Source organism: Sphingomonas pokkalii (genome assembly GCF_003096275.1).
In the GTDB taxonomy this organism is placed as follows: domain Bacteria; phylum Pseudomonadota; class Alphaproteobacteria; order Sphingomonadales; family Sphingomonadaceae; genus Sphingomonas; species Sphingomonas pokkalii.
Genome location: NZ_QENQ01000001.1, coordinates 1,378,951 through 1,400,407, shown reverse-complemented (window position 1 = coordinate 1,400,407; position 21,457 = coordinate 1,378,951). Strand labels below are relative to the sequence as shown.

Genomic DNA, 21,457 nt, shown 5'->3' with positions numbered 1-21,457 from the left:
GCAGGGCTGGGAATGCGCGACAGGCGCGCAGCACACCGGAGAACAGGGAAACAAGCCGCGCGGCGCGCGACGGGATCAATCCACTCCGGCGCTTAAGCGCGCGCGGGCGGCCCTCGAAGCGGCGGGGTCAGGAAATCGGCGTCGGCGAGGCGAACGTCCGAGGGCGGCGGCAGCGCGAATTCGCCCAGCACCATTGCTGGCAGCACCATGGCGAGCGCGGGATCGGCGCCGAGTACAGGCGCCGAGAGCCCCGCAAACGCGCACGGCACGGTCGGCTTCTCATGCTCGGGATGGTGCTTGCCCTTGTCCGGCAGGCCGACGTCGATGACCATCGTCTTGCCGCTGCTCATGCCGTCGCACATGCGCACGACGATGCCATGCGCCGTCTGGGCGGGCATGAAGCCGGCGGGGATCGCGATCCGCAGCAACAGAGCGCATGCGAACAGGGCAGCGGCAAGGCTGCGCACGCTCTTCCTGCTTCGAATTGCCCCCAACATAGCAAAAGCCTTAGCGACGCCGTGTCGTCTTGTCATCTGCAACGCTCGGTTGCGGCATCAACTCGGTGGGAGACCATTAATGTCCTTCCCGAGCGCCACAGATTTTGCTTGCTACGCTCAAGGCCGCGCCTTGACCATAGGACGGTTTGTCTCATCTCCACTCCGTGTCGAACTTCGGTTGAAGACAGGGGATTGGCAGGAAGGCGATGATCGCGATCGCGTTCAGCCGCGCCGGAATCCAGCGGGCAGGGTGTGGCAAATAGCCCGTAGGTCTGCTGCCCCGCCTTGTTTCGGGCGAGAGGGCAACGAGTCTGCAAACCAGATTCGCCTATCCGTGCGTCAAATTTTGTGGGTACAGATTGGGGTACACGGCACCTGCTGAGAGCCCTGCAATACCTTGATTTTAAACGGAAATGTGGCGCAATTTTCAACTGGCGGAGACGGAGGGATTCGAACCCTCGGTACGAGTAATCCCCGTACGGCGGTTTAGCAAACCGCTGGTTTCAGCCACTCACCCACGTCTCCGGATGCGCCGAGGCGAGCCCTATAACGAGCCCTTCGCCCGCAATCAACGGGATTAACCGCCCCGACGCGAAATCGATTCGATCCGGCGCCCATTCATTGCCGCGACAGGCCCGCGCCCCTAGAGTAGCGCGCGAAAAGCAGCAGGGTTCGGGATATTTTTGATGATGCGATCGGGTTGGTTCACGCTTCTGGCAGTCGCCCTTGCCGGGCTGGGTAGCGTCCCCGCCGCCGCGCAGATGACGACGATCGATCCCAATACCGCGATCGATTCGGACCTGAAGACGCCGCCGCCCCAGCAGCAGCAATCCTACCCGCCGGCCGATACCGCCCCGCCGCCGGTCGAGACGCCGCCGCCGCCGGCCCAAACCGCGCCGGCCAGCCCGGTCGCAGCCGATCCTGCCGGCACCACCGCGCGCCAGGCCGCCACCGATACGTTCGAGAAGGACGATCTGCTGGCCGCGGCCGAGGGTACGTTCGGCAAGGGCGCCTCGGGGCTCGCCAAGCTGCTCGAGGACATTCTGAAAGACCAGGGCAAGCCCAACGCCTATATCGCCGGGAGCGAGGCATCGGGCGCGATCGGCGTCGGCCTGCGCTATGGCAAGGGTGAGATGTTCCACAAGATCGAAGGCCAGCGCCCGGTCTATTGGACCGGCCCCTCGATCGGCTTCGACCTCGGCGGCGACGCGAACAAGGTGTTCGTGCTGGTCTACAACCTCTACGATACCCAGGATCTCTACAAGCGCTTCCCGCAGGGCGAGGGCCATGCCTATTTCGTCGGCGGCTTCTCCGCCTCCTATCTGCGCCGGGGCGACATCGTGCTGATCCCGGTGCGGCTGGGCGTCGGCTGGCGGCTGGGCGTCAATGCCGGCTATATGAAGTTCAGCGAGAAGCAGCGCTGGCTGCCCTTCTGATCCTGTGACGGGCGGGGCCGCACCGGCAGCCCCGCCCCCTCGCCTCAGCCGAATTCGACGGCTTCGAACTTCACCGGCTCGCCGATCGCCTGCTCGGCGAGCTGCGCTTCCCACATCACCCGGTGCCCGCGGATGATCGTGCCGACCGGGCGACCGGTCAGCTGCATCCCGGTAAACGGCGACCAGCCGCAGCGCGAGGCCAGCCAGGCCTCGTCCACCGTCCAGCGCGCCTTGAGGTCAACGACGGTGAAATCGGCATCATAGCCCGGCACGATGCGGCCCTTGCCGACCAGCCCGAAGATGCGCTGCGGGCCGGCGCTGGTCAGGTCGATCAGCCGCTGCAGCGTCAGCCGCCCTTCCGCGACATGGTTGAGCATCAGCGGCAGCAGCGTCTGCACGCCCGGCATCCCGCTGGGGCTGTCGGGATAGGGCTTGGCCTTTTCCGCCAGCGTGTGCGGCGCATGGTCCGAGCCGAGCACGTCGGGCACGCCCTGGCGCAGCCAGTGCCACAGCCCGTCGCGATGCGCGCCCGAGCGGATCGGCGGGTTCATCTGGGCATAGGTGCCGATGCTGGGATAGGCCTCCTCGCCCGCCAGCGTGAGGTGCTGGGGCGTGACCTCGCAGGTCGCGATATCCTTGTGCTGCCCCAGCAGCTCTAGTTCAGCCGGCGTGGTGACATGGAGCACATGGATCCGCCGCCGCGCCGCCCGCGCCAGCCGCAGGATGCGGCGGGTGGCGAGGATCGCGCTCTCATCGTCGCGCCACACGGGATGCGAGGAAGGATCGCCGGGCACGCGCTCGCCCAGCCGCTCCTGCATCCGGAACTCGTCCTCGGCATGGATCGCGACGCGGCGATGGCCCGAGGCGAGCACCCGCGCAAGATTGGCGTCGTCCGATACCAGCAGGTCGCCGGTCGAGGCGCCCATGAAGATCTTCACGCCCGCCGTTCCCGGCAGCCGCTCCAGCTCGGCCAGCTGCTCGGCGTTATGGTTGGTCGCCCCGACATAGAAGGCATGGTCGCACCACATGCGGTGGTACGCGCGCTGCAGCTTGTCGGCCACGGCCGCCTCGCTGTCGGTATTGGGCTTGGTGTTCGGCATCTCGAACACCGCGGTCACGCCGCCCAGCACCGCCGATCGGCTGCCGCTCTCCAGGTCTTCCTTGGCCTCCAGGCCGGGCTCGCGGAAATGCACCTGGCTGTCGATCACGCCCGGCAGCACGTCCAGCCCGGTGCAGTCGATCGTCTCGCCGGCATCGCCCACCGCGCTGATCGCGACGATCTTGCCGCCCGATACGCCGACGTCCACCTCCGCGGGGCCGCTGGGAAGATGCACGCGACCGCCGCGCAGCTTGAGTTCGACATTCGCCATGGCTTTGCCTCTTTCGTGAGCGTTTGCCGCGTCCTACCTGTTCGCCATGAACGATACCAGCACCTGGCTAGACGATCGCGCGCTGCTGCGCCTCACCGGCGACGATGTTCGCGGCTTCCTGCAGGGCCTGCTGACGCAGGACCTCGCCCGCGTGACGCCGGATACGCCGCAATGGGCGGGGCTGCTCACGCCGCAAGGCAAGGCGCTGTTCGACTTTCTGCTCTGGGCGGATGGCGATGCGATCCTGATCGATTGTGAGGCCGCTGCGCGCGAAGCGCTGGCCCGCCGCTTGACCCTCTACCGGCTGCGCCGTGCCATCACCATCGCGCCGATCGATGGCGGCGTGCACTGGTCGCCGGCGCCACGGGCCGGGGCAGCCGCCGATCCGCGCCTGCCCGCGCTCGGCTATCGCTGGCTCGGGGCGGCCGGCGGAAGCGGCGCTGCCGATGCCTGGCGCGCGCATCGCCTGTCGCTCGGCGTCGCCGAAGGCGCGGCCGAACTCGGCAGCGACAAGACGTTATGGCTCGAATGCAATGCCGGGGAACTGGGCGGCGTCAGCTTCACCAAGGGCTGCTATGTCGGGCAGGAGAACACCGCGCGGATGCATTATCGCGCCAAGGTGAACCGCCGGCTGGTCGTTGCGCCTTTGGCGGAAGCCGGCGATCGCACGCGTGCAACCTATCCGGAACTCGGGATAATGGTGGAGCTGCGCCGCGTGGAGGCGCTGGGCGATGCGCTGGTGCCGGCCTGGCTGGCGGGTGCGCTGGCCGCCGGCTAGCACGCGCCAGAGCATTTTCAAGGTGACCGTTTACGGTCAACGGCTCGGAAAATGCGGCAATCAACAACGTAGAGCGTCTTCGCCCAAGGGGAAAACGCGCTTAGCGCGCAATGACGCTGCCGGCGGCGCGCGCGGCACAAAAAGAAAGGGAGGCCGGTCGCCCGGCCTCCCCTCTTTGCTTCGTCCCTTGCGGGCGGGCAGGTCTTACTGACCCGAACCCGGACCGTAGGTGATTTCCACACGACGGTTCTGCAGTTCGCGGACGCCGTCGGCGGTCTCGACGCGCGGACGGCTTTCGCCGAACGCTTCGGTCGTGATCACGCCGCTCGGAATGCCCTTGCCGGTCATGTAGGCCTTCACCGAGTCCGCGCGACGCTGCGACAGACCGACGTTGTAGCTCGCCGAACCCGAACGGTCGGCGTGGCCGGCCAGAACGACCTGGGTGTTGCTGCAATCGGCATAGTTGCTGATCGCATTGTCCAGGATGCTCGCCGCTTCCGGAGTCACATCGGCCTTGTTCCAGTCGAAGAACACGATGTACGGCCCAGGCGTGCAGACCTTGGCTTCCGGCGCCGGGGGCGGCGGGGGCGGCGGGGCCGGCTCGGCGACGGGCGGCGGCGGGGGCGGCGGAGCCGGCTCGGCGACGGGCTCAGGCGCACCGAAGTTGTAGGTCAGACCCACGAGCAGGCTGTGCGAGCGGAAGCGACCCTTCCACTGGTTGCCGCCGATGTCGACCAGCTTGACGTCCGGCGCGTTGAAGAAGCGATACTTCAGCGACACGTCGACCTTCTTGCTGATCGGCGCGCGAACGCCGGCCAGAGCCTGCCATGCGAACACGGTGTCGGAGTCCGCGACCGTATCGGCAGTGCCGTTGACGAACAGGTTGTTCTTCACGCGCGACACGCCGGCACCGCCGCCGACAAAGCCCTGCAGGCCGTTGTCGTCACCGAAGTCGAGCAGGCCGTTGACCATGAACGACAGAGCCGAGGTCTTGCTGCCGGTGTTCTGGTAGCTACCCGCCGGATAGACGGCTGCTGCACCCGCGCTGTTGCGGATCGGAAGGCCGACCGTCGAACGGAGCGAGTCACCCGAAACGCGGCGATAGCTGACTTCGGCTTCCGCACGGAACGGGCCGAAATCATAGCCGATGTTGCCGCCGACATCCCAGCCGGCGTGATTGTTGTTCTGCGTCACAGCATCCTTGCTGGCGCCGACGTCGAAGTGAATGTCTTCGACGAGCATCGCGCCGCCTTCAACACCCACATACCACGCGTCGTCGCGGGCGAAGGCGGGCGTGCTCAGCGCGGTCGTGGCAAGTGCCAAAGTGACGGCTAGCTTCCGCATTATAATCCCCTTTCATGGTCGTCCTAACGGACAGCCCAAACTCACTACTCAAACCAAAGTTTCGGTGCAAGCGCACAAATCTGCGGACTGTTGCATGAACGTCACAGCTTATCCAGCATCGATTAGCCCGTGTCCGCGCAACGCGTCCAGCACCGCAGAAATGGTTCTACGCGCCTCCACGTCAACCGTCGTCCCGCCTTCCGGTTCCGCGATGGCCGCGCCTCTTTCGCCAACCACTTGATGCCCTTGGACAAAAACTTCCCCATAGGTTCTATTCTGGTACCATTCTCCGCCAAGGAAGCGGGCGGGAACGCCGCTATCCTCGATCCACAGCTGCAGGCCTTCCCGCGGTGCAACAAAGCGCCAGCCTCCCGCCGTCCAGGCGGCCAGGCTCCCGGCATGGCCGGCCCATGCGCCGGACGGCGCATTCCCGATCAGCCAGCACTGGCCTAGCTGCGGCGAGGAAGGCGGAACCTCCATTTGTGCCGATACGACGGACGCGTGCGTCAGAATGTCGATCCGCAGCAACGCCTCGTTGTGGAACATCTCCTTCTGCGCCTGCCCCGGCTCCAGCAGGGGCAGATCGAAACGGTCGGTGGCAGCAATCGTCATGGCACCTCTCCTAGGCTGGAAAGCGTCAGCGTCGCCGCGGTGGAGCGGCCATAGGTTCCGATCTGGAAGACGCGCAGCGTCGCGGGGAACTGCAGTCCCGCCGCGCCGATCGTCACGCTCGGCTGGGACGTGGAAAGCCTGTCCACCCGGCCGGCGGCATCGATTTCCACCGCATAGGCTTCGCTCTGTTCACCGATCGGAATGTCCACCCCGTCCTGCCATGCCCCGCCGGCGCGGCTCCGCCGCGCCCATCGCAGCCGGATATCGCTTCCCTCCCGCGTTGCACGCAGTTGCACCGGCGCCGGGGGCAGCAGCGAAATGCCGGAAACCGGGGCGGTCAGCGGCGCGACGTCGCTCTCCGCTTCCACCCCTTGCGCCAGGAGCTGCACCGATCCGCCGATCGCAACGTCGAGGTCGATCAGCTTCACCGTGTCGCGCGTGAGCAGGACAAAGCGGTCCCCGGCCCTCTGCGTGCCGATCGCAGGGTCCGTGCCCCGTCGTCCCCGCCAGAGCCGGGAAAGCCGCCAGTGCGTGCCGCCCAGCGGCTCCGCGCGGGCGAACTGGATCAGTTCCGCCCCCAGCATCGCAAGGTTGGCGCCCGCATCGAGCCCGCGATCATCGGCGTTCGCCAGCACCATCGCCGCGTTCGCAAGCTCCACGATCACGTGATGGATGCCATCGGTCAGCGTCGCGCATCCCGTGCCGGGCGGCTCCACGATCGTTCCCAGCACCGCCGGATAAGCCGTGCTGCCCGCCGCTTCCCAGGAAATGCCGCCATCCCTGCTGTACGACAGCATCGCCCGGCGCCATCCGGCCGCCGTTCCCGCCGCCGCCACGGCGAAGCGGGGGCGGGCGAGCGGCGTGTCGTCGAGGGGCGGCAGTTCGAACCAGCACGCCATGGTGGTGCCATGGCGCTCGTCCGGCGCCGCGACCGCCCGTCCCGCGCTTGCGCTGCCGGCGATCGGTGTCCGGGCGATCCGCACGCATTCCAGGCGCACGGTCATCCGCTCCAGCGCCCATCGATCGACCCGCCATTGCCCTGGCGCGCCCTCGATGGCGATCCGTTCGCCCGGACGAACGGCAAGCGCGTCCCAGCCCAGCGTGATCGTGCGGCGCTCGCGGCCGCTATCCGCGCGCAGCAAGGCGCCCGCCGCCAGCGCCTTGGCGGCGGGCGCCTCCAGCACCGCCGGCAGTTCGATCCGAGAGTCGCGATTGCCCGGCCCGTCGCGGCAGGCCTGCTGCACGCCCGCCTGATAGTCGCGCGCCGCGTCGTAATACTGCACGCTCACCCGTCGCGCCGCGGTATCGGCGGCGGCGATCGATCGGGTGCCCCGGCCGCGTCCCGCCTCGCCGCGATGTGCGCCAGCATCGGGCCAGCGTTCGGCGGCGCCATCGCCTTCGATCAGCCGCAGCGCCTGCCCCTCGCTGCGCAGCCAGCCGCCGCTTGCCGCCAGGATGTTCTCCAGCACGGAACCGATGGTCGGCCCCTGGACCGAAAAGCCGGCGACCGGCAGCGACAGCGCGGCCCCCTCGATCGCAGGCGCAATGCTGGAAGCGATCGTCCCCAGCGCGACCGGCGCCGGATCGGCCACCACTTCGAAACTGAGTTGGGGGATGCGGTTGCCGAAGGTCGCCAGTTCCAGATCCTCGAACACCGCATAGGCGATGCCGCGATGCGCCGGGGCCAGCCCGATTCCCTCCGCCGATGCGATCAGCGGATCGACCGGCTGGTCCTCGCTGCCGTGATGGAGGCGGAAGCCGGTGCGCACCTTGAAGTCGCCCGCCGCACCGCGCAGCAGCTGTCCGTCCGCCCAGATCCGCTCGACGCGCAGGATCGGCCGTGCCGAAAGCGCCACCGCGAACGACGCCGTGTAGGTGAACACCGTCGCTGCGCCGCGCCCCTTGCCGCCGCCTTCGGTCGCGCGATGCTCGATCAGGTCGGTCGCCCAGATCACCGATCCGGCTACCCGCAGCCTGCCGAACAGCTTGGGGATCTGCGTGCCATAGCTCGACGTCTGCACCCGCAGATCGGCCAGCCGCGCGCCCTCGCGGGTGCCCGGTCGCAGCAGCTGGCGGTCGATCGTGTTGCCGATCAGCCCGCCCAGTCCCGCGCCGAGCGGTCCGCCGATCAGACCGCCGGCGATGGTCAGTACCACCGTCGCCATCATTCCTCTCCTTTCGGCCAGCGCCAGCAGCGCAGGATCGGCCAGGGCGGCACGCCCGGCCGCTCGACGACGCGGCGCAGCACCGCATCGGCATGGACGATGCTTCCCTCGCCCGCGATCGCCAGGTGGAGCTGCCCCGGCCCGGCCCGCAGCAACAGCACGTCGCCCGGCGCGGCGTTCTCCACCGGCAGCAGCCCGGCCCGCCGCAGCGCCGCCGCCGCCCGTGCGGCATCGCCGGTACGCAGGGGATAGTCGTCGGGGATCGCCGTCCGCATCCCCTGCGCCCGCAGCGCCAGCGCGACCAGCCCCACGCAATCCAGTCCGTGCGCCGGATCGCGGCCGTGCAGCCGGAAGCGCACGCCGATCGCCGCCCGCGCCGCCGCGAGCCCCTGCGCCCCGCTCATCCGCCAGGATACCGGGTCAGCAGGTCGGTGCCCGGCAGATAGGGCTCGCCGCGAAAGTTCGCCGCGTTGCCGAAGCGCGCCGCGCAGGTCTCGATCCGGCCGTCGCATCCCTCGATCAGCTCGACCAGCGCGCCCGCGCCTTCGAACCGCGGCGGCACGCGCAGCGTCACCGTCGCGCCGTCCGATGCGGCGATCCCGTCCACCAGCCCGCTATTCGCCCCGCCGAACCAGCGCAGCCGCCCGCCGCCATAGGCGTTGGCGACGGGCTCGGCGGCATCGAGCGTCAGCACGGCGTCCTCGATCGCCACCACCCGCGCGAACCGCCGCCGCCCGGCCAGGTCGATCCGGCAGCGCGCATCGCCCAGCGCCGCCCGGCAATCGGGCGAGGTCGCCTCCACCACCGGCGCCTCGAACGCAGCGGTCGCCCCACGCAGCTCGGCGGTGATCGCGCCGTCGCGGGTCTCGATCGCGCCCAGCACGCCCTCGCCCAGCGGAACGGTCTCCCCCGGCGCCGTCCAGTCGGTCGCGAAGATCGCCACCCGCGCCCCGTCCCAGCGCCCGGCGAGCAGATCGGCTTCGCTGATCGCATCGCTCGCCAGCACGCCGCGCACGTCCATCGCATCCGCCTCCAGCGAGGCGCTGCGCTCGATCGCGCTCGGCGTCATTCCCGGTGCCGCGCGATAGAGCAGCCCGTCGCGCCACAGGTCGCGATCGTGCGCGGTCAGCCCGATGGTCACGCCGTCGCGCCGCTCGATCCGCCAACACAGCGTGACCGTGGTGAGCGCACCCTCCAGCCAGGTCATTCGCGAATCTCCACCAGCGGCACCGATGCCGCCGCGCCCGCCAGGAAGCTCGCCCGGCTCACCCGCAGCTGGTCCTCGGCGAAGCGCACCGGCACGTCGAACAGGAAGGAGGCGGTCACCTGCACGCCCGCGGCGGGCGCCGCGTCGAGCGTCACCACCCCGCCCGCGCCCAGCGCGAAGGCCGCGGTCGGCACCCCGTCCAGCCGCACCGAAACCGTCCCCGCCACCGGCCGAGTGATCCGCCGCACGCTCTCGCCGTACCGCTTGACCAGCTGGAACCGCGCGACCGTGCCGTCGCCAGTGCCGATCGCCACGTCCCGCCCTTCGAAATCGAACGGATCGCGCAGGCGAAAGCCCCGCGCCGGCCCCATCCGTGCCCGGAAAAAGCCGAGCAGTTCGGCGATGTCCGCCTCGGATCGCACCCCCGGCCCCACATCATAGCGGGTGCGCGCTTCCGCCCATTCGGCATTGCGCCGCTCGGCCCCGCCCGCGCTGGTCACGATCGCGGTGGCAACCTCCGGCGCCACTTCCGCCTCGCGCCCCAGCGCGATGGGAAAGGACACATCGTCAAAGGGCGTCATCGCCGCCTCCTGGTCGAAATGGATGAAACCGTCGCGCAGCACCTGCGGCAGCGCCCACACATAGGTCGCCGCCACCCCGCGCCGGCGGCCGCGCGCCGCCGCCTCGGCAATGCCGCGCCACTGGTCCTTGTCTTCGGGCCGCAGCACGAAGCCGGCGAGATAATGCTGCCGCTCCACCGGATAGCCCAGCCGCGCCTCGGCCGCCGCCACCGCCCGTTCGGAGCCGGCGGCATTGCCCGCCGCCGCCCAGTCATAGTCCTCGAGCTGCAGCACATCGAACGCCGGCGAGGCCCAGCCCAGCGGCAGGTTCACCCGCTTCGCCTCCGGCATCGCCGGATCGAGCACGGTCGGCAGATAGGCGAGCAGCAGCACCACCGCGCCCGGCGCCGCTGCCTTCACGGCATCGCGCAGGGCAAACGTGGATTGCGCCAGCAACGCCCCCGCCGCCTCCAGCACCGCGGCATCCACCGGCTCCCGCAGATTCTGCGGCGCGGGATCGCCAAGCGCCGCCTTGGCCGCCGCATCATGGATGCACAGACCGCCATCGGCCATCACCCACCACCAAGGCTCGCCGATCTGGAACCGCACCGCCAGTCCCGCCGCCTGCGCGATGCCGACAAACGCCAGCGCCACCGCGCGCAGATAGGCCATCGCGCCGCCATGCGCCGGCGACAGCAAGGTCGAAGGCGGGTCCCACCCGGTCAGCGCCGGGCTGCCATCGGCGGCACGCTGCTTCCAGTCGCCCCAGCAATGCTGGTCGAGCAGCTCATAGCTGAGCGACCAGATCACCCCCAGCCCCAGCGCGTTGGCACGGCTTGCGAAATCGCGGTGCCACGCCGCGCAGGGTTCGGCGAGCACGCCCCCCGCCAGGCTGACATAGAAGCCGCCGGCCTGCGCCTCGAGCCGGAAATAATGGCTCATCCCGACATAATGGAGGATGTCGCCGCGATAGCCGAGGTGCAGGATATTGCGCAGCAGCCGCGCCGGCGCCAGATTGTAGCAATCGTCATAACCGGTGGCGATGCGCAGGCCATGTTCGGGCACCACCGCCGCGCCGATCGGCAGCACCGATCCCGGCCCGTCGCACGCGATGCCGGTCAGCTCCACCCATGCAGCCACCGGCGCGGCAAGCGGCGTCGCATCCTCATCGGCATAGCCCGGCGGCACCAGCGACACGAACATCCGGTCGACATCGCCCGCCCAGACCGGGTCGGCCTCGCCCGGCAGCAGGAACCCGCCCGCCACCGTCGCGAAATCGATCGCCACCACCGCATCCTCGGCCGTGCCCTCGGCATAGTTCCACAGCCGCACATACCAGCTGCGCGCCGTGCCGGCCGCATCGCGCCCTTCGATCGTCAGCACCGGCCCGTGCACCGCATCGAGCGGGATCACGCCCGAGGATCGCCAGCGGAACCGCAAGCGGCAATCCCGGAAATCGCGCCGCGTCGCATAGGCAAGCAGCGGGTGATCCCACCGATCCTCCGCCGCCCAGATCAGCCCGGCCAGGTCGCCGCGCCGGTGAAACACCAGGTCGACGCGCAGCGCATCCGCCGCCGTCGTCACCAGGCTGGCCAGCATCGGCCGGGGGAAATCGACCGTCCAGAACAGCGGATCGAACCGTTTCACCACGTCTTCCGCCTGGCCGCGCCGCTGCTCGGCAAGCCACCAGCCCATCAGTCGAGCCCCGCCAGCGCCGATCGCACGGCGCGCGCCACCTGCCGGCTCGATTGCGCCAGCGCCTGCGGGGCCTCGCCGGTCGCGGCGTTGACGGTAATCGAAACCCGCACGTCCCGTCCCGCGCCCGATGCCGTCGGCGTCACCTGCCCCGCGCTGGTCGGCACGAACAGCTCCGGCCCCCGCTCGCCCACCCAATAGGGTCGGCCGGGGCTCACCGGGCCACCCGTCGCCCGGCCGGGCAGGCCCAGCAACCCGCCCAGCAGGGAAACCAGCCCGCCGCTGCGTCCGCCGATGCCCAGGGACGGGATGGCAATGCCGATCGCGGCACGCGCGATCTCGTCCATCGCCTTCACCGCCACGCTGCGCAGATCGTCGAAGCCGATCCGGCCGGTCCGCGCCGCGCGTAGCAGCGTGGTCTCCAGCGAGCGCCCCGCCCGGTCCACCCCGGCCTCGAACGGACCCTCCAGCGATCCGCGCATCGCCTCCACGTCGCGCGCGAAGCCGGCGGTATCGGCACGCACCGATACCATCAGTCTTTCGATTTCCTCATCCATCGGGAAACTGCTCCTGCAATCGCGCCAGCAGATCCGGGGTCAGCGGTTCGCCCGCCTCGCCCGCCGCCGCGCCGATCAGCGCCGCCAGCTCGGCGGGCGTAGATCGCCAGAAAATGTCGGGGGACCAGCCGAACGCCAGCCCCGCCATGCCCGCCAGCCGCGCCGCCTGGTCCGAAAAACGGCTCATCGTCCGGCCAGGATCTGGCCGATCAGCGTCTTCAGCACCGGGGTGGCCGCAGCCAGCCCGCTTGCCACCACCGCTTCCGAAAAGGCCTCGCGCGTCAGCGCCTCGGGCGCCTCGTGCCGGCAATGCCAGAACAGCGCCACCAGCTCCGCCAGCGCCAGCCGCCCGGCGGCGGCCCGCTCCACCAGCGCGAATAACGGCCCCACCTCCGCCTCGGCCGCCACCAGCGCCTCGAAACTCGGCCGCAGCACCAGCGCCACGCCACCCGCGCGCAGCATCGCCTCGCCGCGCGCAGGATTGGCCGCGCCACTCATGCGCTCACCACCGGGCCGGAGCTTTCCAGCGCCAGCGTGTAGCTGCGCTCGCCGTTGAAATCGCCGGCATAATCCAGCCGGGTGACCAGGAACCGGCCGGTCATCGTCTCGCCGCTTTCGAAGCTCAGCCGATAGTCGTCGAGAACCCCGGCCAGCGCATTGGCCTTCAGCCGCGCCTCGGCCGCCGATCCGGTGAACACCCCCGCGCCCGATACGCTCACCGATCGCACGCCCGCGCCCGACAGCAATTCGCGCCACCCGCCCGAATCCTTGCTGGTGATCGCTACCGCCTCGCCATTCACCGAAAGCTGCGTCGTGCGCAGCCCCGCCACGGTGGCATAGGCCACCGGCATCGCGCCGTTGCCGATCTTCAGCAGAAACGCGCTTCCCTTCTCCGCTGCCATCATACTCTCCTCAAAGAACATTCCTCCCCGTGCCGGGGAGAAACGAAACGGCCGCTTCCCCCAGGGAAGGAGGAAGCGCGCCCATCACCCCTCGCGCAGCATCCGCACCCGAACGTCGATCACCGCCGTCACCCGGTTCTCCCCCTCCGCGACCATGCGGCTGCGCTGGAGCACCAGGCTTACGATCCGCCAGCCGTCGCCGATCGCGGAGGGCAGCGCCGCCAGCACTGCCTCCACTTCGCCTGCCAGCGCCCGCACCCGCTGGCGGGCCTCGCCACTGTCGCGCACCAGCACGCTCAGCCGGCCTTCGCGGCCGGGCTGGTCCTTGGTGCTCCAGTCGGTCAGCACCGGATCGTCCACCAGCAGATAGGGCCGCGTGGCCCGGCCCGGATTCGCGTCGAACACGCCGTTCACCGCGCCCGCGATCGGCGCATGGGCGGCCAGCGCCACGCGGACGGCGCTGGCCAGGGTCTCATGCGGATTCATCGCAACAGCCCTCCCAGCCAGCGCAGCGCCGGATCGGCCAGCCAGCGCCGCCACAGACCCCGCCCGCGCAGCGTTACCCCCGCCGCATCGCTTTCCGCGGCGATGCCGGGGAAGGTCTCCCGCACCGCCGCCGCCAGCCTTGCCGCCCGATCGGCGGCGGCGGCACGGCCGATCGCCTCCCCCCGGGCTTTCAGCCGATCGAACATGATGCCCGCCTCCCACCGCACAGCTGCACGCGGCGCCACGGCCGCCATAAGGCGGCAACCGCCGCCGGCGGGGCCGACGCGGCACCACGGCTTTCCAACAGATGGGCGGCCAGCAGCACCGCGCCTTGCGCCAGCGGCGGTGCCACGCCGTCCCATGCCGGCGCGGTGCCGGCGGTGAACGTCACCCGGATCCGGGCCGGGGGCTGCGCCGCTGCGATCCGCACCCAGCCCCCGCCCTGCGCATCGATATCGATGGCGTAAGCGGGCAGCGGCAGGATCGCCGCCGTCCCGTCGAGCGCCAGCGCGGCAACGCTGGTGATCGCGGTCACCGGCGCGGTCGGCAGGCGTTGCCACCCGCCCGATCGCGAAAGCGTCGCCTGCCATTCGCGCGCGATCCAGGCGGTGCCGGTAAAGGCCTCACCCAGCGCCAGCGCCGTCCGCGCGGCGGCGTCGATCGCGGCATCCTCGCCGGTTCCTTCAATGCGCAGATATGCCTTGATCGCGCCGCGCGCGGCATCGATCGCCGCCGCCGGAAAGGGCGGTGCGTCCATGGTCCTGTCTCCTGTTGCCCGTTCGGTCTATTCGGGGTTCTGGGTCGATGGGCCGCGATCGGGATCCTCGCGGGCCACTGTCGCCCCGGTCCGGGATCGTAGGGCGCCGCGCCGTCCCATTCGATCCGGTTGACCGTGATGCCCGCCTCGATCACGCGATAGACCGCCATCGCCCGCTCCTCAGCTGAAATACCAGGTCAGGCGCAGCTCGCCGCGCCCGCCGGTGCCGCCGGCGCCCGAAGCGAAGCCGATGTCGCAGGCGCCCCCGCCCCCGCCACCGCCCCCGGGATCGCCGCCGGCGCCGCCACTGGTGCCGGCGCCGCTGTTCTGGCCGGAAGCGCCGCCGCCGCCGCCGCCCGCCCCGATCTGCGCCAGCGGATTGGCGAGTGCGCCGGCCGCGCCGCCGGTGCCGCCTGCGCCGCCGGATGCGATTGCGCCGCAATGGGTGGAACCGGCGCCCCCGCCCGATGCCGCGCGGATCGCGTTCGCCGCATCCAGGCTGCCGCCGGCGCCGCCACCGCCGGTGATGCCCGCCGCACCCGTCGCCGCGGCGCTGGTCGGCACCGATGCGCTGCCCGCACCTGCCGCGCCGAAGGTGCCGCTCGGCGCCGTGCCTCCGGTGGCCCCGGCGGTATAGCCGCCCACGCCGCCGCCGCCGCCCGCGGCGCTCACCAGATTGCCCAGCAGCGTGGTGCCGCCCGTGCCGCCGGTGACGCCGCCGGATCCGGTCCGGCTCGCGCCGCCGCTGCCGCCCGCGCCGATCGTCACGCTCTCGGTCGCGCCATGGGCGGCGGCGGGAAAGCGCAGATAGTGTACCGCGCCGCCGGCACCGCCGCCGCCGCCGGTCCGCACCGTCCCGGTCGTGCTGGAACAGCCCGATCCGCCGCCACCGCCGCCGCCGATCGCCACCACCTCGAACGCCGTGGCCAGCGGCGGCCGGGTGCTGGTGCCCGAACTCGCAAAGGCCATGCGCAGCGGCGCGATCCCCCAGTGCAGCGGCACCCAGGCGGCACCGGTCCAGTAGCACGCCACCGCGTCATGCTGCGCGGAAAGCCAGGCGATGTCGGTGCTGCCGTCGCGCACCGTCACGCGGTTGGCCGATGCATCGCTCTTGCGAACGTGCAGCAGGTCGCCCGCGCTCAGGCCGCTGGCGCCGGGCAGGGTGAAGACCATACCGCCCGACGTCGCATCGCCGACGAACAGCTGGTCCACCTCCGTCGCCGCGATCGTGTAGGCGGCGGTCTTCACCACCGCCGAAACGCCGCTGCGCCCGGCATAGAGGTCGTCGAAATTGGCGTTCGCCTTGATCCAGGCGGCACGCTCGGTATCGCCGGTGCCGTCATTCGCGGCGGCACCCACGTTGATGCTCTGTTTTGCCACGCTCAGCTCCTGTCGATGGTGCGCAGCGTGGAATCCACGCTGCTGGTGGTCCGGTCGACGCGCGACGACAGCGGCGGCGCCACCCGCCGCCGCGCCGCCACCGCCGGAATGGAAAGCCCCAGCCCGTCCATCAGTACAGCGCCAGCATGTCGGTGGCGGTGGTGCCGCTCGCCCGCACATATTGCGCGCGCAGCGGCAGGATCGTGCCGCTCGCCACATTCTTCCACACCGTATCCGCGGTGGCGTTCACGCCGCGCATCGTGATGGTCCCGCCGGTGCCGATATACAGCCCCTTGGGAATGTCGGGCAGCGGCGTGCCGTCGCTCGGCACCACCGCCACCGCCCGCGTCGCCGGCGCCGCGACATGATCGGCGCTGTTCGCGAAACTGTCTGCCATGCTGCTCCCTCCGGCTCAGTTCGCGGAGAATTTCAGAAGCTTGATCGCCTCCGAATTGCTCACCATCCCGCCCAGCCGCTTGGTCGCGTAGAAATGCACGAACGGCTTGTTGGAATAAGGATCGCGCAGCAGCTGCGTCTCGCCCCGCTCGGCGATCAGATAGCCCGCCTGGAAATTGCCGAACGCGATGGCGGTGCTGTTCGCCGCGATGTCCGGCATGTCCTCGGCTTCCACCACCGGGTATCCGAGCAAGGTCGCCGGCTGCCCCACCGCCAGGCTCGGCTGCCACAGCATCGCGCCGTCGCTGGTCTTGAACTTGCGGATCCGCGCCAGCGTCGCCGAATTCATCACCCAGCTCGCCCCCTGGCGATACGGCGCGCGCAGCGCCTGGACGAGGTCGATCAGCTTCTCCTCGGGGTTCGCCGCAAACGCCCCCGCCGCGCCGGTCGCCAAATATTGCAGCGTCCCGAACGCCCGCACCGAATCCGCCGTCGTCGCGGTCGGCGCGGTCAGGAACCCCTTGGGCCGGTTGATCCCGCTGCCGCTGACGAACGCCGCGCCCTCGGCCGCCGCAAACTCCCGCGCGATCTCGTCGGCCAGCCACGCCTCGACATCGAACAGCGCATCGTCGAGCATCGCCTGGCTGGCCGCCGGATTGGCATAGAGCTCGCCGAACGGCGGCGCGACTTCGTTGAAAGTCGGCGTCGCCGTCATCGGCCGCCCCGCCGTTTCCGCCGCCCAGCCGCTTTCAATGCCGCCGCTCGCCACCAGCTTGCGGTATCCGCTCGTCCCCACCTTCACCACATTGGCGATGGCGCGGATCGGCGAGATCGCCTTCAGCGTCGCATCGATCCGCGCGTCGATCTCGCGCGGCACGGCATAGCCGCCCTCGGCGCCGCTATTGCCCGACAGCGCCTTGGTCTCGACGCCGCCGCGCAGATAGCCGTCGAACGCCGCGCTCGCCACCGGCCGCCCACCGGCCAGCATCGGCCGCACCGGCGGCAGGTCCAGCTGGTCGAAGCTCGTCACCAAATCGTCCATGTTCATCTCCCACGCCAAAAGCCCCCGCACAGGCACCGCCCGCCGGGTAAACATCAGAAATCGTCGGAATTTCAGGTGACCGCGTGCACCCGTGCGAGCGGCTGCATCGGCTGCGCCACCAAACTCACTTCGATCAGCCGCAACCGGGTCAGCTCGCGCACCATGCCCTGCCGCGCCGCCTCCACCCGGTAGCCGAACGACAGCCCCGCCACCGCGCCCTCGGCCACCAGCGCCGCCAGCCGGGGATCCTCCACCCGCCCGATCACGCGCAGCCCGCGCGCATCCTCGCCGATCGCCTCGATCACGCCCACCGGCGCGCCTTGATGCTGCCACAGCAGCGGCACCGGCGCCACCGGCCCGAACGCCCCCGGCCGCACCACATCGCCGCCGCGATCGGCGCGATCGAACACCGCGGCATAGCCGGCGAAGCGCACGCTCATTTCAGCCATCCGGGAAAGCCCAGCCGCATCGCCAGCACCACCAGCACCAGCGCCGCCACCGTCCGGCCCAGCCATTGCATCACCGCCTTGAGCATCGATTTCTTGGCATCGCGCCAGGCGCCGAGCAGCTCGCGCAGCTCGGCCATGTCCTTGGCGGCGCCGGGGTCGTCCAGCCCCAGCCGCGCCAGCGCACGATCGGCGCCCACCGTGCCCGCCTCCTCGGCGATCGCGCGCAGCGTCGCCAGGTCGGCGCCCTCCTCCTCGGCCTGCTCGATCAGCTGGGCCAGCATCGCTCCATCGGTCATGGCAACCCCACCAGTTTGCGTTTCTCGTCATCGGTCAGGAAATCGGCGCCGCTCACCTGCCGCCACAGCCGCTCGCGGTCCTCGGCCAGCGCCGACACCCGATCCAGGTCCACGGCAAGCCGCGCGTCGGGAAACCAGGGCGCCAGCCCCTGCGCGATTCCGCCCAGCAGATGTTCGGCGATCGGCAGGATCGCCAGCCGCCACAGCGCGCGATTGGCCTCGCGGTAATTGGCGTAGGCGGCGTCGCCCGGCAGCCCGAGCAGCATCGGCGGCACGCCGAACGCCAGCGCGATCTCCCGCGCCGCCGCCGCCTTCAGCCCCACGAAATCCATGTCGGCGGGGGATAGGCTCATCGCCTGCCATTTCAGCCCGCCTTCCAGCAGCATCGGCCGCCCGGCATTGGCGGCACCGGCAAAGCCCGCCTCCATCTCTTCCTTCAGCCGGGCGAACTGGTCCGGCGCCAGCGCCGATCCGTCGCCGGGATCATAGACGAGCGCGCCGCTCGGCCGCGCCGCATTGTCCAGCAGCGCCTTGTTCCACCGCGTCGCCGCATTGTGGATCGCGATCGCGCCCGCCGCCGCGTCCAGGCAGCCCAGCCCATAATGATCGTCGGCCGGGTGGAAGGCGCGCAGATGCACGATCTGCGGCCGTCCGCCATCGTCCGCGGCCAGCCGGGTCAAATGCTCGCCCACCCGGTAGCGATAGGCGACCGGCCAGCCATGCGCATCCGGCTCCACGCTCACCCGTTCGGGCCGCAGCGGATACAGCGCCTGCACCTGCCCCGCGCCATCGGTCAGCAGCTGGACATAGCCGTTGCCGTGCAGCAGCAGTTGCGCCGCCAGCGTCTCCAGCAGCCGCTGCCCGCCGGATCGCGCGGCAACCAGCGCCACCATGCCGGGATCCGATCCGGTGATCGGCGCCCCGCCCACCCCTTCGGCCACCAGCCGCACCGCGCGCTGCGCCACCGGATTGTGGCAATAGCCGTCGCGCAGCTGCGCCTCATAGCTGCGCGGCCAGTCGCCGAAGCTGCCCCAGCCGGCCCGCGCCAGCGCCGGCCGCTGCCCGTCGCGCGCGGCCTTCCGCCCGAACCACTTCATCGCGCCAGCTCCACCGGGCTCAAGCGCCCGTCACGGTTCCGGTCCTTGGACCAATAAGCCGCGGTAACGCTCGCCCGCATCCCGTCCCAGAAGCCGCCGGTCAGCGTCGCGGGCGGAAACACCCGTTCCACCATCGCCTGCACTTCGCCGGCGTCGAGCATCCCGTCGCCGTCGCGATCGTTCACCGCCACCGTGACGCCGGCGCCCACCGCGATTCCGGTCTGGGCATTGAGCGCGCACGCGCCCGTCAGCAGGGCGATCAGCCCTGCAGCCATGCAGTTTCGCATTGGTTTCTCCTATCGGCTGAAAAGCCCCTCCCCTTTAGGGGAGGGGTTTGGGGTGGGGCTGTGTCTCACCGAGACCAACAGAGGTTCTGGAATCCCTCCACCCCCAACCCCTCCTCCAAGGAGGAGGGGCTTGGAATCGCTGCACCACCACCGCGCTGCTAGGCCCTCAAACCACCCGCACCGCCGCCTTGCCGCGCCGGCCGAGCATCAGCTCGGTCACTGCCCAGACCAGCGCATCGGCACGATCCGGCGAGCGGCCGGGACCTTCATACCCGCCCGAGGCCTGAAGCCCGGCCAGCTCCGCCTCCAGCTCGGCGAACACGCCCGAATGCCATACCAGCCCGCGCTCATAGAGCAGCGCCACCGGCTCGGCGCGGGCGGACTTGCCGCGGCTGGCATGGACCAGCCGGAGCGGCAGTGCGCTGTCCGCCGCTTGGAGGATGCTCGCCACCATCGCGCCGCCCTGGTTCTTCTCGGCCACCACGCATTCCGCCTCGAACCGCTGGGCACAGTCCGCCACCGCCGCCGCCCAGCCCTCGGGGCTGAGGCCGGCGACGCTGGCATCGGCCAGCACATATCCCTGCTTGTCGGCCCCGAGCCCGACCGCGACGATCCCGCAGGCATCGCCCTCGGTCCCGGCGGGCGGATCGACGCCGATCACCACCCGCACCAGCGACACCTCGACTGCACGGCGCTGCCGCTCGATCAGCGCACGCGGCCACAGCGCGCCCGCCACGTCGTCGATCATCTCGCCGTCCAGCTCCTGCCGGCCAAGCCGCGTGCCGGCATATTCCCGCACCATCGCCTCGACGAAGCTGCGCGGCAGATGGATATTGTCGCGGGTCCGCCCCCGCGTCTCGTGCAGGTCGGGCAGCCCGATCGCTATCACTCGCCGCATCAGCTTCACCGGCCGCGGCGTCGTCGTCACCACCACGCGCGGCTGCGCGCCGCGGCGCATCCCCATCATCAGATTGTCCCAGGCCGCATCGGCGCAGCCCGCCGACCATTTCGCCAGTTCGTCCGCCCAGGCGAAGTCATGCTCCGGCCCGCGCAGCTTCTCCGGCGCCTCGGCCGAATAGACCAGCGCGCGTGCGCCCGATCCGAACACGAGTTCGCCCGCTGTCGCGCGCCAGTCGAGCGTCTCACCCTCCAGCCCCACCGCCAGCAGCCCCGATGGTCCCTCCACCATCACCCGCCGCGCATCCTCCAGCGTGGCGCCGATCAGCGCGATCCGCGCGCCCGGCACGTCGCGCGCCATCTGGCTCACCCATTCGGCGCCCGCGCGCGTCTTGCCAAAGCCGCGCCCGGCGCGGATCAGCCATATCCGCCAGTCGCCATCGGGCCAGAACTGGCCTTCATGCGCCCAGCGTTCCCACCATTCGTTGAACACGCGAATCTCGGTGTCGGACATGCGCTCCAGCATCCGGTCGCGCTCCTTGCGCGGCAGCAGCGCCAGCCGCTCGAGCGGGTTGCTCACTTGCCCTGCTCCGCCTTCAGCCGTTTCTCCAGCGCATCCAGTCGTTTGGACAGCGCGGCCTCTGCCTCCTCGCGGCTCATGCGGTGGATTTCCCCGCCCCGCCGCTTGCGTCGGCCCTCCACCGCTGGCCGGTGGGCGCGGAGCAACGTTAGTGCCAGCTCGGCATCGAGCGGCGCCTCCGGCGCGTCGCCGCCACCGAAGTCGATATCGTTCACGCCTGCACCGGCACGGCGCAGCAGCCGCTCCTCCAGGCGATCATAGCCCATCAGCAGCGCTTCGCGCCAAAGCGCGGCGAACTCCTGGTCGCGACGGCGAAGCTGATAGACGCCGGATCTCGACATGCCTGCCTCCGCGCAGGCGATGTTGACGTTGCAGGTCACCGCCAGCGTGTCGAGAAAGGTCTGCCGCTTCTCGCTCGTCCAGCCGGCTATCTTCACGTGCTGCATCTGCCGCCGCCGCTGGTTGCCTGCCGAAATCGTCAGTCCCACGCGCTCTCTCCCGAAATGCGAACGGGCCGCGGCAACTGCCTGCCCGGCCCGTTCCAGCGGGTCGCCATCCGCGACTCGCAATTCTTCAGCGTTCCTGTTTTGTGCCATATTAGCGTGACGATTTCAAGGGAAATAACCCATTTGGTTATCGCCTCCGGAATAGTACGGGTGGCCCACCC

At 70.3% G+C, this 21,457-nt stretch carries 27 protein-coding genes and 1 tRNA gene; 2 read left to right on the top strand and 26 right to left on the bottom strand.

Annotated features, from left to right (window positions below; translation table 11 throughout):
- Positions 1-92: 92 nt before the first annotated feature.
- Complete coding sequence (locus DD559_RS06390; protein ID WP_116468449.1) at positions 93-467, bottom strand: hypothetical protein; 375 nt, start codon at positions 465-467, stop codon at positions 93-95.
- 462 nt (positions 468-929) lie between these two features.
- A tRNA-Ser gene (locus tag DD559_RS06385) sits at positions 930-1,022 on the bottom strand.
- A 161-nt stretch (positions 1,023-1,183) separates the two neighbouring features.
- Between DD559_RS06385 and DD559_RS06380 the strand changes: the two genes are divergently transcribed.
- Positions 1,184-1,933, top strand: a complete 750-nt coding sequence (locus DD559_RS06380) for a DUF1134 domain-containing protein (protein ID WP_116468448.1) — start codon at positions 1,184-1,186, stop codon at positions 1,931-1,933.
- Between the two features lie 44 nt (positions 1,934-1,977).
- Here DD559_RS06380 and DD559_RS06375 read toward each other — a convergent pair whose 3' ends face one another.
- Positions 1,978-3,303, bottom strand: a complete 1,326-nt coding sequence (locus DD559_RS06375) for a dihydroorotase (RefSeq protein ID WP_116468447.1) — start codon at positions 3,301-3,303, stop codon at positions 1,978-1,980.
- Between the two features lie 46 nt (positions 3,304-3,349).
- Here DD559_RS06375 and ygfZ point away from each other — a divergent pair, with 46 nt between their 5' ends.
- Positions 3,350-4,081, top strand: a complete 732-nt coding sequence (gene ygfZ / locus DD559_RS06370) for a CAF17-like 4Fe-4S cluster assembly/insertion protein YgfZ (protein ID WP_116468446.1) — start codon at positions 3,350-3,352, stop codon at positions 4,079-4,081.
- A 204-nt stretch (positions 4,082-4,285) separates the two neighbouring features.
- On the opposite strand, the gene DD559_RS06365 is transcribed toward ygfZ, so the two are convergent.
- From DD559_RS06365 to DD559_RS06260, 23 genes are all read right to left on the bottom strand, one after another.
- On the bottom strand, positions 4,286-5,425 hold the full coding sequence (locus tag DD559_RS06365; RefSeq protein ID WP_116468445.1) for an OmpA family protein: 1,140 nt from the start codon (positions 5,423-5,425) through the stop codon (positions 4,286-4,288).
- Positions 5,426-5,533: 108 nt separating this feature from the next.
- Positions 5,534-6,037 carry a DUF2793 domain-containing protein gene (locus DD559_RS06360; RefSeq protein ID WP_116468444.1) on the bottom strand — a complete coding sequence of 168 codons (504 nt, stop codon included), beginning with the start codon at positions 6,035-6,037 and terminating at the stop codon, positions 5,534-5,536.
- Positions 6,034-8,202 (bottom strand): GTA baseplate fiber-binding domain-containing protein, encoded by a 2,169-nt coding sequence (locus tag DD559_RS06355; protein WP_240610145.1) that lies wholly within the window; start codon positions 8,200-8,202, stop codon positions 6,034-6,036. The genes DD559_RS06360 and DD559_RS06355 overlap by 4 nt, the downstream gene beginning before the upstream one ends.
- The gene (locus DD559_RS06350; protein WP_116468442.1) at positions 8,202-8,606 is read right to left on the bottom strand and encodes an NlpC/P60 family protein; all 405 of its coding nucleotides are present in this window, start codon (positions 8,604-8,606) and stop codon (positions 8,202-8,204) included. The genes DD559_RS06355 and DD559_RS06350 overlap by 1 nt, the downstream gene beginning before the upstream one ends.
- Positions 8,603-9,409: a phage/gene transfer agent baseplate hub protein gene (locus DD559_RS06345; RefSeq protein WP_116468441.1), complete on the bottom strand. Its 807-nt coding sequence runs from the start codon at positions 9,407-9,409 to the stop codon at positions 8,603-8,605. Before DD559_RS06345 ends, DD559_RS06350 begins: the two co-directional genes overlap by 4 nt.
- Positions 9,406-11,664, bottom strand: coding sequence for a DUF2460 domain-containing protein (locus tag DD559_RS06340; protein ID WP_116468440.1), 2,259 nt, complete (start codon positions 11,662-11,664; stop codon positions 9,406-9,408). Before DD559_RS06340 ends, DD559_RS06345 begins: the two co-directional genes overlap by 4 nt.
- On the bottom strand, positions 11,664-12,221 hold the full coding sequence (locus tag DD559_RS06335; protein WP_116468439.1) for a tail tape measure protein: 558 nt from the start codon (positions 12,219-12,221) through the stop codon (positions 11,664-11,666). Before DD559_RS06335 ends, DD559_RS06340 begins: the two co-directional genes overlap by 1 nt.
- Positions 12,214-12,408: a phage tail assembly chaperone gene (locus tag DD559_RS06330; protein WP_116468438.1), complete on the bottom strand. Its 195-nt coding sequence runs from the start codon at positions 12,406-12,408 to the stop codon at positions 12,214-12,216. The genes DD559_RS06335 and DD559_RS06330 overlap by 8 nt, the downstream gene beginning before the upstream one ends.
- Complete coding sequence (locus tag DD559_RS06325) at positions 12,405-12,719, bottom strand: GTA-gp10 family protein (RefSeq protein ID WP_116468437.1); 315 nt, start codon at positions 12,717-12,719, stop codon at positions 12,405-12,407. The genes DD559_RS06330 and DD559_RS06325 overlap by 4 nt, the downstream gene beginning before the upstream one ends.
- A complete protein-coding gene (locus DD559_RS06320; protein ID WP_116470754.1) occupies positions 12,716-13,123 on the bottom strand; it encodes a phage major tail protein, TP901-1 family in 408 nt (135 codons plus the stop codon). The genes DD559_RS06325 and DD559_RS06320 overlap by 4 nt, the downstream gene beginning before the upstream one ends.
- A gap of 84 nt (positions 13,124-13,207) precedes the next feature.
- A complete protein-coding gene (gp17, locus tag DD559_RS06315) occupies positions 13,208-13,609 on the bottom strand; it encodes a tail completion protein gp17 (RefSeq protein WP_116468436.1) in 402 nt (133 codons plus the stop codon).
- Positions 13,606-13,815, bottom strand: a complete 210-nt coding sequence (locus DD559_RS06310) for a hypothetical protein (protein ID WP_116470753.1) — start codon at positions 13,813-13,815, stop codon at positions 13,606-13,608. Before DD559_RS06310 ends, gp17 begins: the two co-directional genes overlap by 4 nt.
- Positions 13,800-14,366 (bottom strand): head-tail connector protein, encoded by a 567-nt coding sequence (locus DD559_RS06305; protein ID WP_116468435.1) that lies wholly within the window; start codon positions 14,364-14,366, stop codon positions 13,800-13,802. Before DD559_RS06305 ends, DD559_RS06310 begins: the two co-directional genes overlap by 16 nt.
- Before the next feature lie 180 nt (positions 14,367-14,546).
- On the bottom strand, positions 14,547-15,746 hold the full coding sequence (locus DD559_RS20260) for a hypothetical protein (protein ID WP_133243785.1): 1,200 nt from the start codon (positions 15,744-15,746) through the stop codon (positions 14,547-14,549).
- A gap of 2 nt (positions 15,747-15,748) precedes the next feature.
- On the bottom strand, positions 15,749-15,877 hold the full coding sequence (locus tag DD559_RS20255; protein ID WP_276308174.1) for a hypothetical protein: 129 nt from the start codon (positions 15,875-15,877) through the stop codon (positions 15,749-15,751).
- Positions 15,877-16,143, bottom strand: coding sequence for a spike base protein, RCAP_Rcc01079 family (locus tag DD559_RS06295; protein WP_116468433.1), 267 nt, complete (start codon positions 16,141-16,143; stop codon positions 15,877-15,879). Before DD559_RS06295 ends, DD559_RS20255 begins: the two co-directional genes overlap by 1 nt.
- Before the next feature lie 15 nt (positions 16,144-16,158).
- A complete protein-coding gene (locus tag DD559_RS06290) occupies positions 16,159-17,184 on the bottom strand; it encodes a phage major capsid protein (RefSeq protein ID WP_116470752.1) in 1,026 nt (341 codons plus the stop codon).
- Positions 17,185-17,255: 71 nt separating this feature from the next.
- On the bottom strand, positions 17,256-17,624 hold the full coding sequence (locus DD559_RS06285; protein WP_116468432.1) for an HK97 family phage prohead protease: 369 nt from the start codon (positions 17,622-17,624) through the stop codon (positions 17,256-17,258).
- Complete coding sequence (locus DD559_RS06280; protein ID WP_116468431.1) at positions 17,621-17,929, bottom strand: DUF6127 family protein; 309 nt, start codon at positions 17,927-17,929, stop codon at positions 17,621-17,623. The genes DD559_RS06285 and DD559_RS06280 overlap by 4 nt, the downstream gene beginning before the upstream one ends.
- Positions 17,926-19,026, bottom strand: coding sequence for a phage portal protein (locus tag DD559_RS06275; protein ID WP_116468430.1), 1,101 nt, complete (start codon positions 19,024-19,026; stop codon positions 17,926-17,928). Before DD559_RS06275 ends, DD559_RS06280 begins: the two co-directional genes overlap by 4 nt.
- Positions 19,023-19,301: an EF-hand domain-containing protein gene (locus tag DD559_RS06270; protein ID WP_116468429.1), complete on the bottom strand. Its 279-nt coding sequence runs from the start codon at positions 19,299-19,301 to the stop codon at positions 19,023-19,025. The genes DD559_RS06275 and DD559_RS06270 overlap by 4 nt, the downstream gene beginning before the upstream one ends.
- A 178-nt stretch (positions 19,302-19,479) precedes the next feature.
- A complete protein-coding gene (locus DD559_RS06265; RefSeq protein ID WP_116470751.1) occupies positions 19,480-20,736 on the bottom strand; it encodes a DNA-packaging protein in 1,257 nt (418 codons plus the stop codon).
- A 50-nt stretch (positions 20,737-20,786) separates the two neighbouring features.
- Complete coding sequence (locus tag DD559_RS06260; RefSeq protein ID WP_116468428.1) at positions 20,787-21,278, bottom strand: hypothetical protein; 492 nt, start codon at positions 21,276-21,278, stop codon at positions 20,787-20,789.
- Positions 21,279-21,457: the final 179 nt, after the last annotated feature.

What these genes read in the sequence shown, in the direction of transcription:
- DD559_RS06380 (WP_116468448.1), top strand. Translation starts at nt 1,184, where the DNA reads ATGATGCGATCGGGTTGGTTCACGCTTCTGGCAGTCGCCCTTGCCGGG.
- DD559_RS06375 (WP_116468447.1), bottom strand. Translation starts at nt 3,303, where the DNA reads ATGGCGAATGTCGAACTCAAGCTGCGCGGCGGTCGCGTGCATCTTCCC.
- ygfZ (WP_116468446.1), top strand. Translation starts at nt 3,350, where the DNA reads ATGAACGATACCAGCACCTGGCTAGACGATCGCGCGCTGCTGCGCCTC.
- DD559_RS06365 (WP_116468445.1), bottom strand. Translation starts at nt 5,425, where the DNA reads ATGCGGAAGCTAGCCGTCACTTTGGCACTTGCCACGACCGCGCTGAGC.
- DD559_RS06360 (WP_116468444.1), bottom strand. Translation starts at nt 6,037, where the DNA reads ATGACGATTGCTGCCACCGACCGTTTCGATCTGCCCCTGCTGGAGCCG.
- DD559_RS06355 (WP_240610145.1), bottom strand. Translation starts at nt 8,202, where the DNA reads ATGGCGACGGTGGTACTGACCATCGCCGGCGGTCTGATCGGCGGACCG.
- DD559_RS06350 (WP_116468442.1), bottom strand. Translation starts at nt 8,606, where the DNA reads ATGAGCGGGGCGCAGGGGCTCGCGGCGGCGCGGGCGGCGATCGGCGTG.
- DD559_RS06345 (WP_116468441.1), bottom strand. Translation starts at nt 9,409, where the DNA reads ATGACCTGGCTGGAGGGTGCGCTCACCACGGTCACGCTGTGTTGGCGG.
- DD559_RS06340 (WP_116468440.1), bottom strand. Translation starts at nt 11,664, where the DNA reads ATGGGCTGGTGGCTTGCCGAGCAGCGGCGCGGCCAGGCGGAAGACGTG.
- DD559_RS06335 (WP_116468439.1), bottom strand. Translation starts at nt 12,221, where the DNA reads ATGGATGAGGAAATCGAAAGACTGATGGTATCGGTGCGTGCCGATACC.
- DD559_RS06330 (WP_116468438.1), bottom strand. Translation starts at nt 12,408, where the DNA reads ATGAGCCGTTTTTCGGACCAGGCGGCGCGGCTGGCGGGCATGGCGGGG.
- DD559_RS06325 (WP_116468437.1), bottom strand. Translation starts at nt 12,719, where the DNA reads ATGAGTGGCGCGGCCAATCCTGCGCGCGGCGAGGCGATGCTGCGCGCG.
- DD559_RS06320 (WP_116470754.1), bottom strand. Translation starts at nt 13,123, where the DNA reads ATGGCAGCGGAGAAGGGAAGCGCGTTTCTGCTGAAGATCGGCAACGGC.
- gp17 (WP_116468436.1), bottom strand. Translation starts at nt 13,609, where the DNA reads ATGAATCCGCATGAGACCCTGGCCAGCGCCGTCCGCGTGGCGCTGGCC.
- DD559_RS06310 (WP_116470753.1), bottom strand. Translation starts at nt 13,815, where the DNA reads ATGTTCGATCGGCTGAAAGCCCGGGGGGAGGCGATCGGCCGTGCCGCC.
- DD559_RS06305 (WP_116468435.1), bottom strand. Translation starts at nt 14,366, where the DNA reads ATGGACGCACCGCCCTTTCCGGCGGCGGCGATCGATGCCGCGCGCGGC.
- DD559_RS20255 (WP_276308174.1), bottom strand. Translation starts at nt 15,877, where the DNA reads ATGGACGGGCTGGGGCTTTCCATTCCGGCGGTGGCGGCGCGGCGGCGG.
- DD559_RS06295 (WP_116468433.1), bottom strand. Translation starts at nt 16,143, where the DNA reads ATGGCAGACAGTTTCGCGAACAGCGCCGATCATGTCGCGGCGCCGGCG.
- DD559_RS06290 (WP_116470752.1), bottom strand. Translation starts at nt 17,184, where the DNA reads ATGGACGATTTGGTGACGAGCTTCGACCAGCTGGACCTGCCGCCGGTG.
- DD559_RS06285 (WP_116468432.1), bottom strand. Translation starts at nt 17,624, where the DNA reads ATGAGCGTGCGCTTCGCCGGCTATGCCGCGGTGTTCGATCGCGCCGAT.
- DD559_RS06280 (WP_116468431.1), bottom strand. Translation starts at nt 17,929, where the DNA reads ATGACCGATGGAGCGATGCTGGCCCAGCTGATCGAGCAGGCCGAGGAG.
- DD559_RS06275 (WP_116468430.1), bottom strand. Translation starts at nt 19,026, where the DNA reads ATGAAGTGGTTCGGGCGGAAGGCCGCGCGCGACGGGCAGCGGCCGGCG.
- DD559_RS06270 (WP_116468429.1), bottom strand. Translation starts at nt 19,301, where the DNA reads ATGGCTGCAGGGCTGATCGCCCTGCTGACGGGCGCGTGCGCGCTCAAT.
- DD559_RS06265 (WP_116470751.1), bottom strand. Translation starts at nt 20,736, where the DNA reads ATGCTGGAGCGCATGTCCGACACCGAGATTCGCGTGTTCAACGAATGG.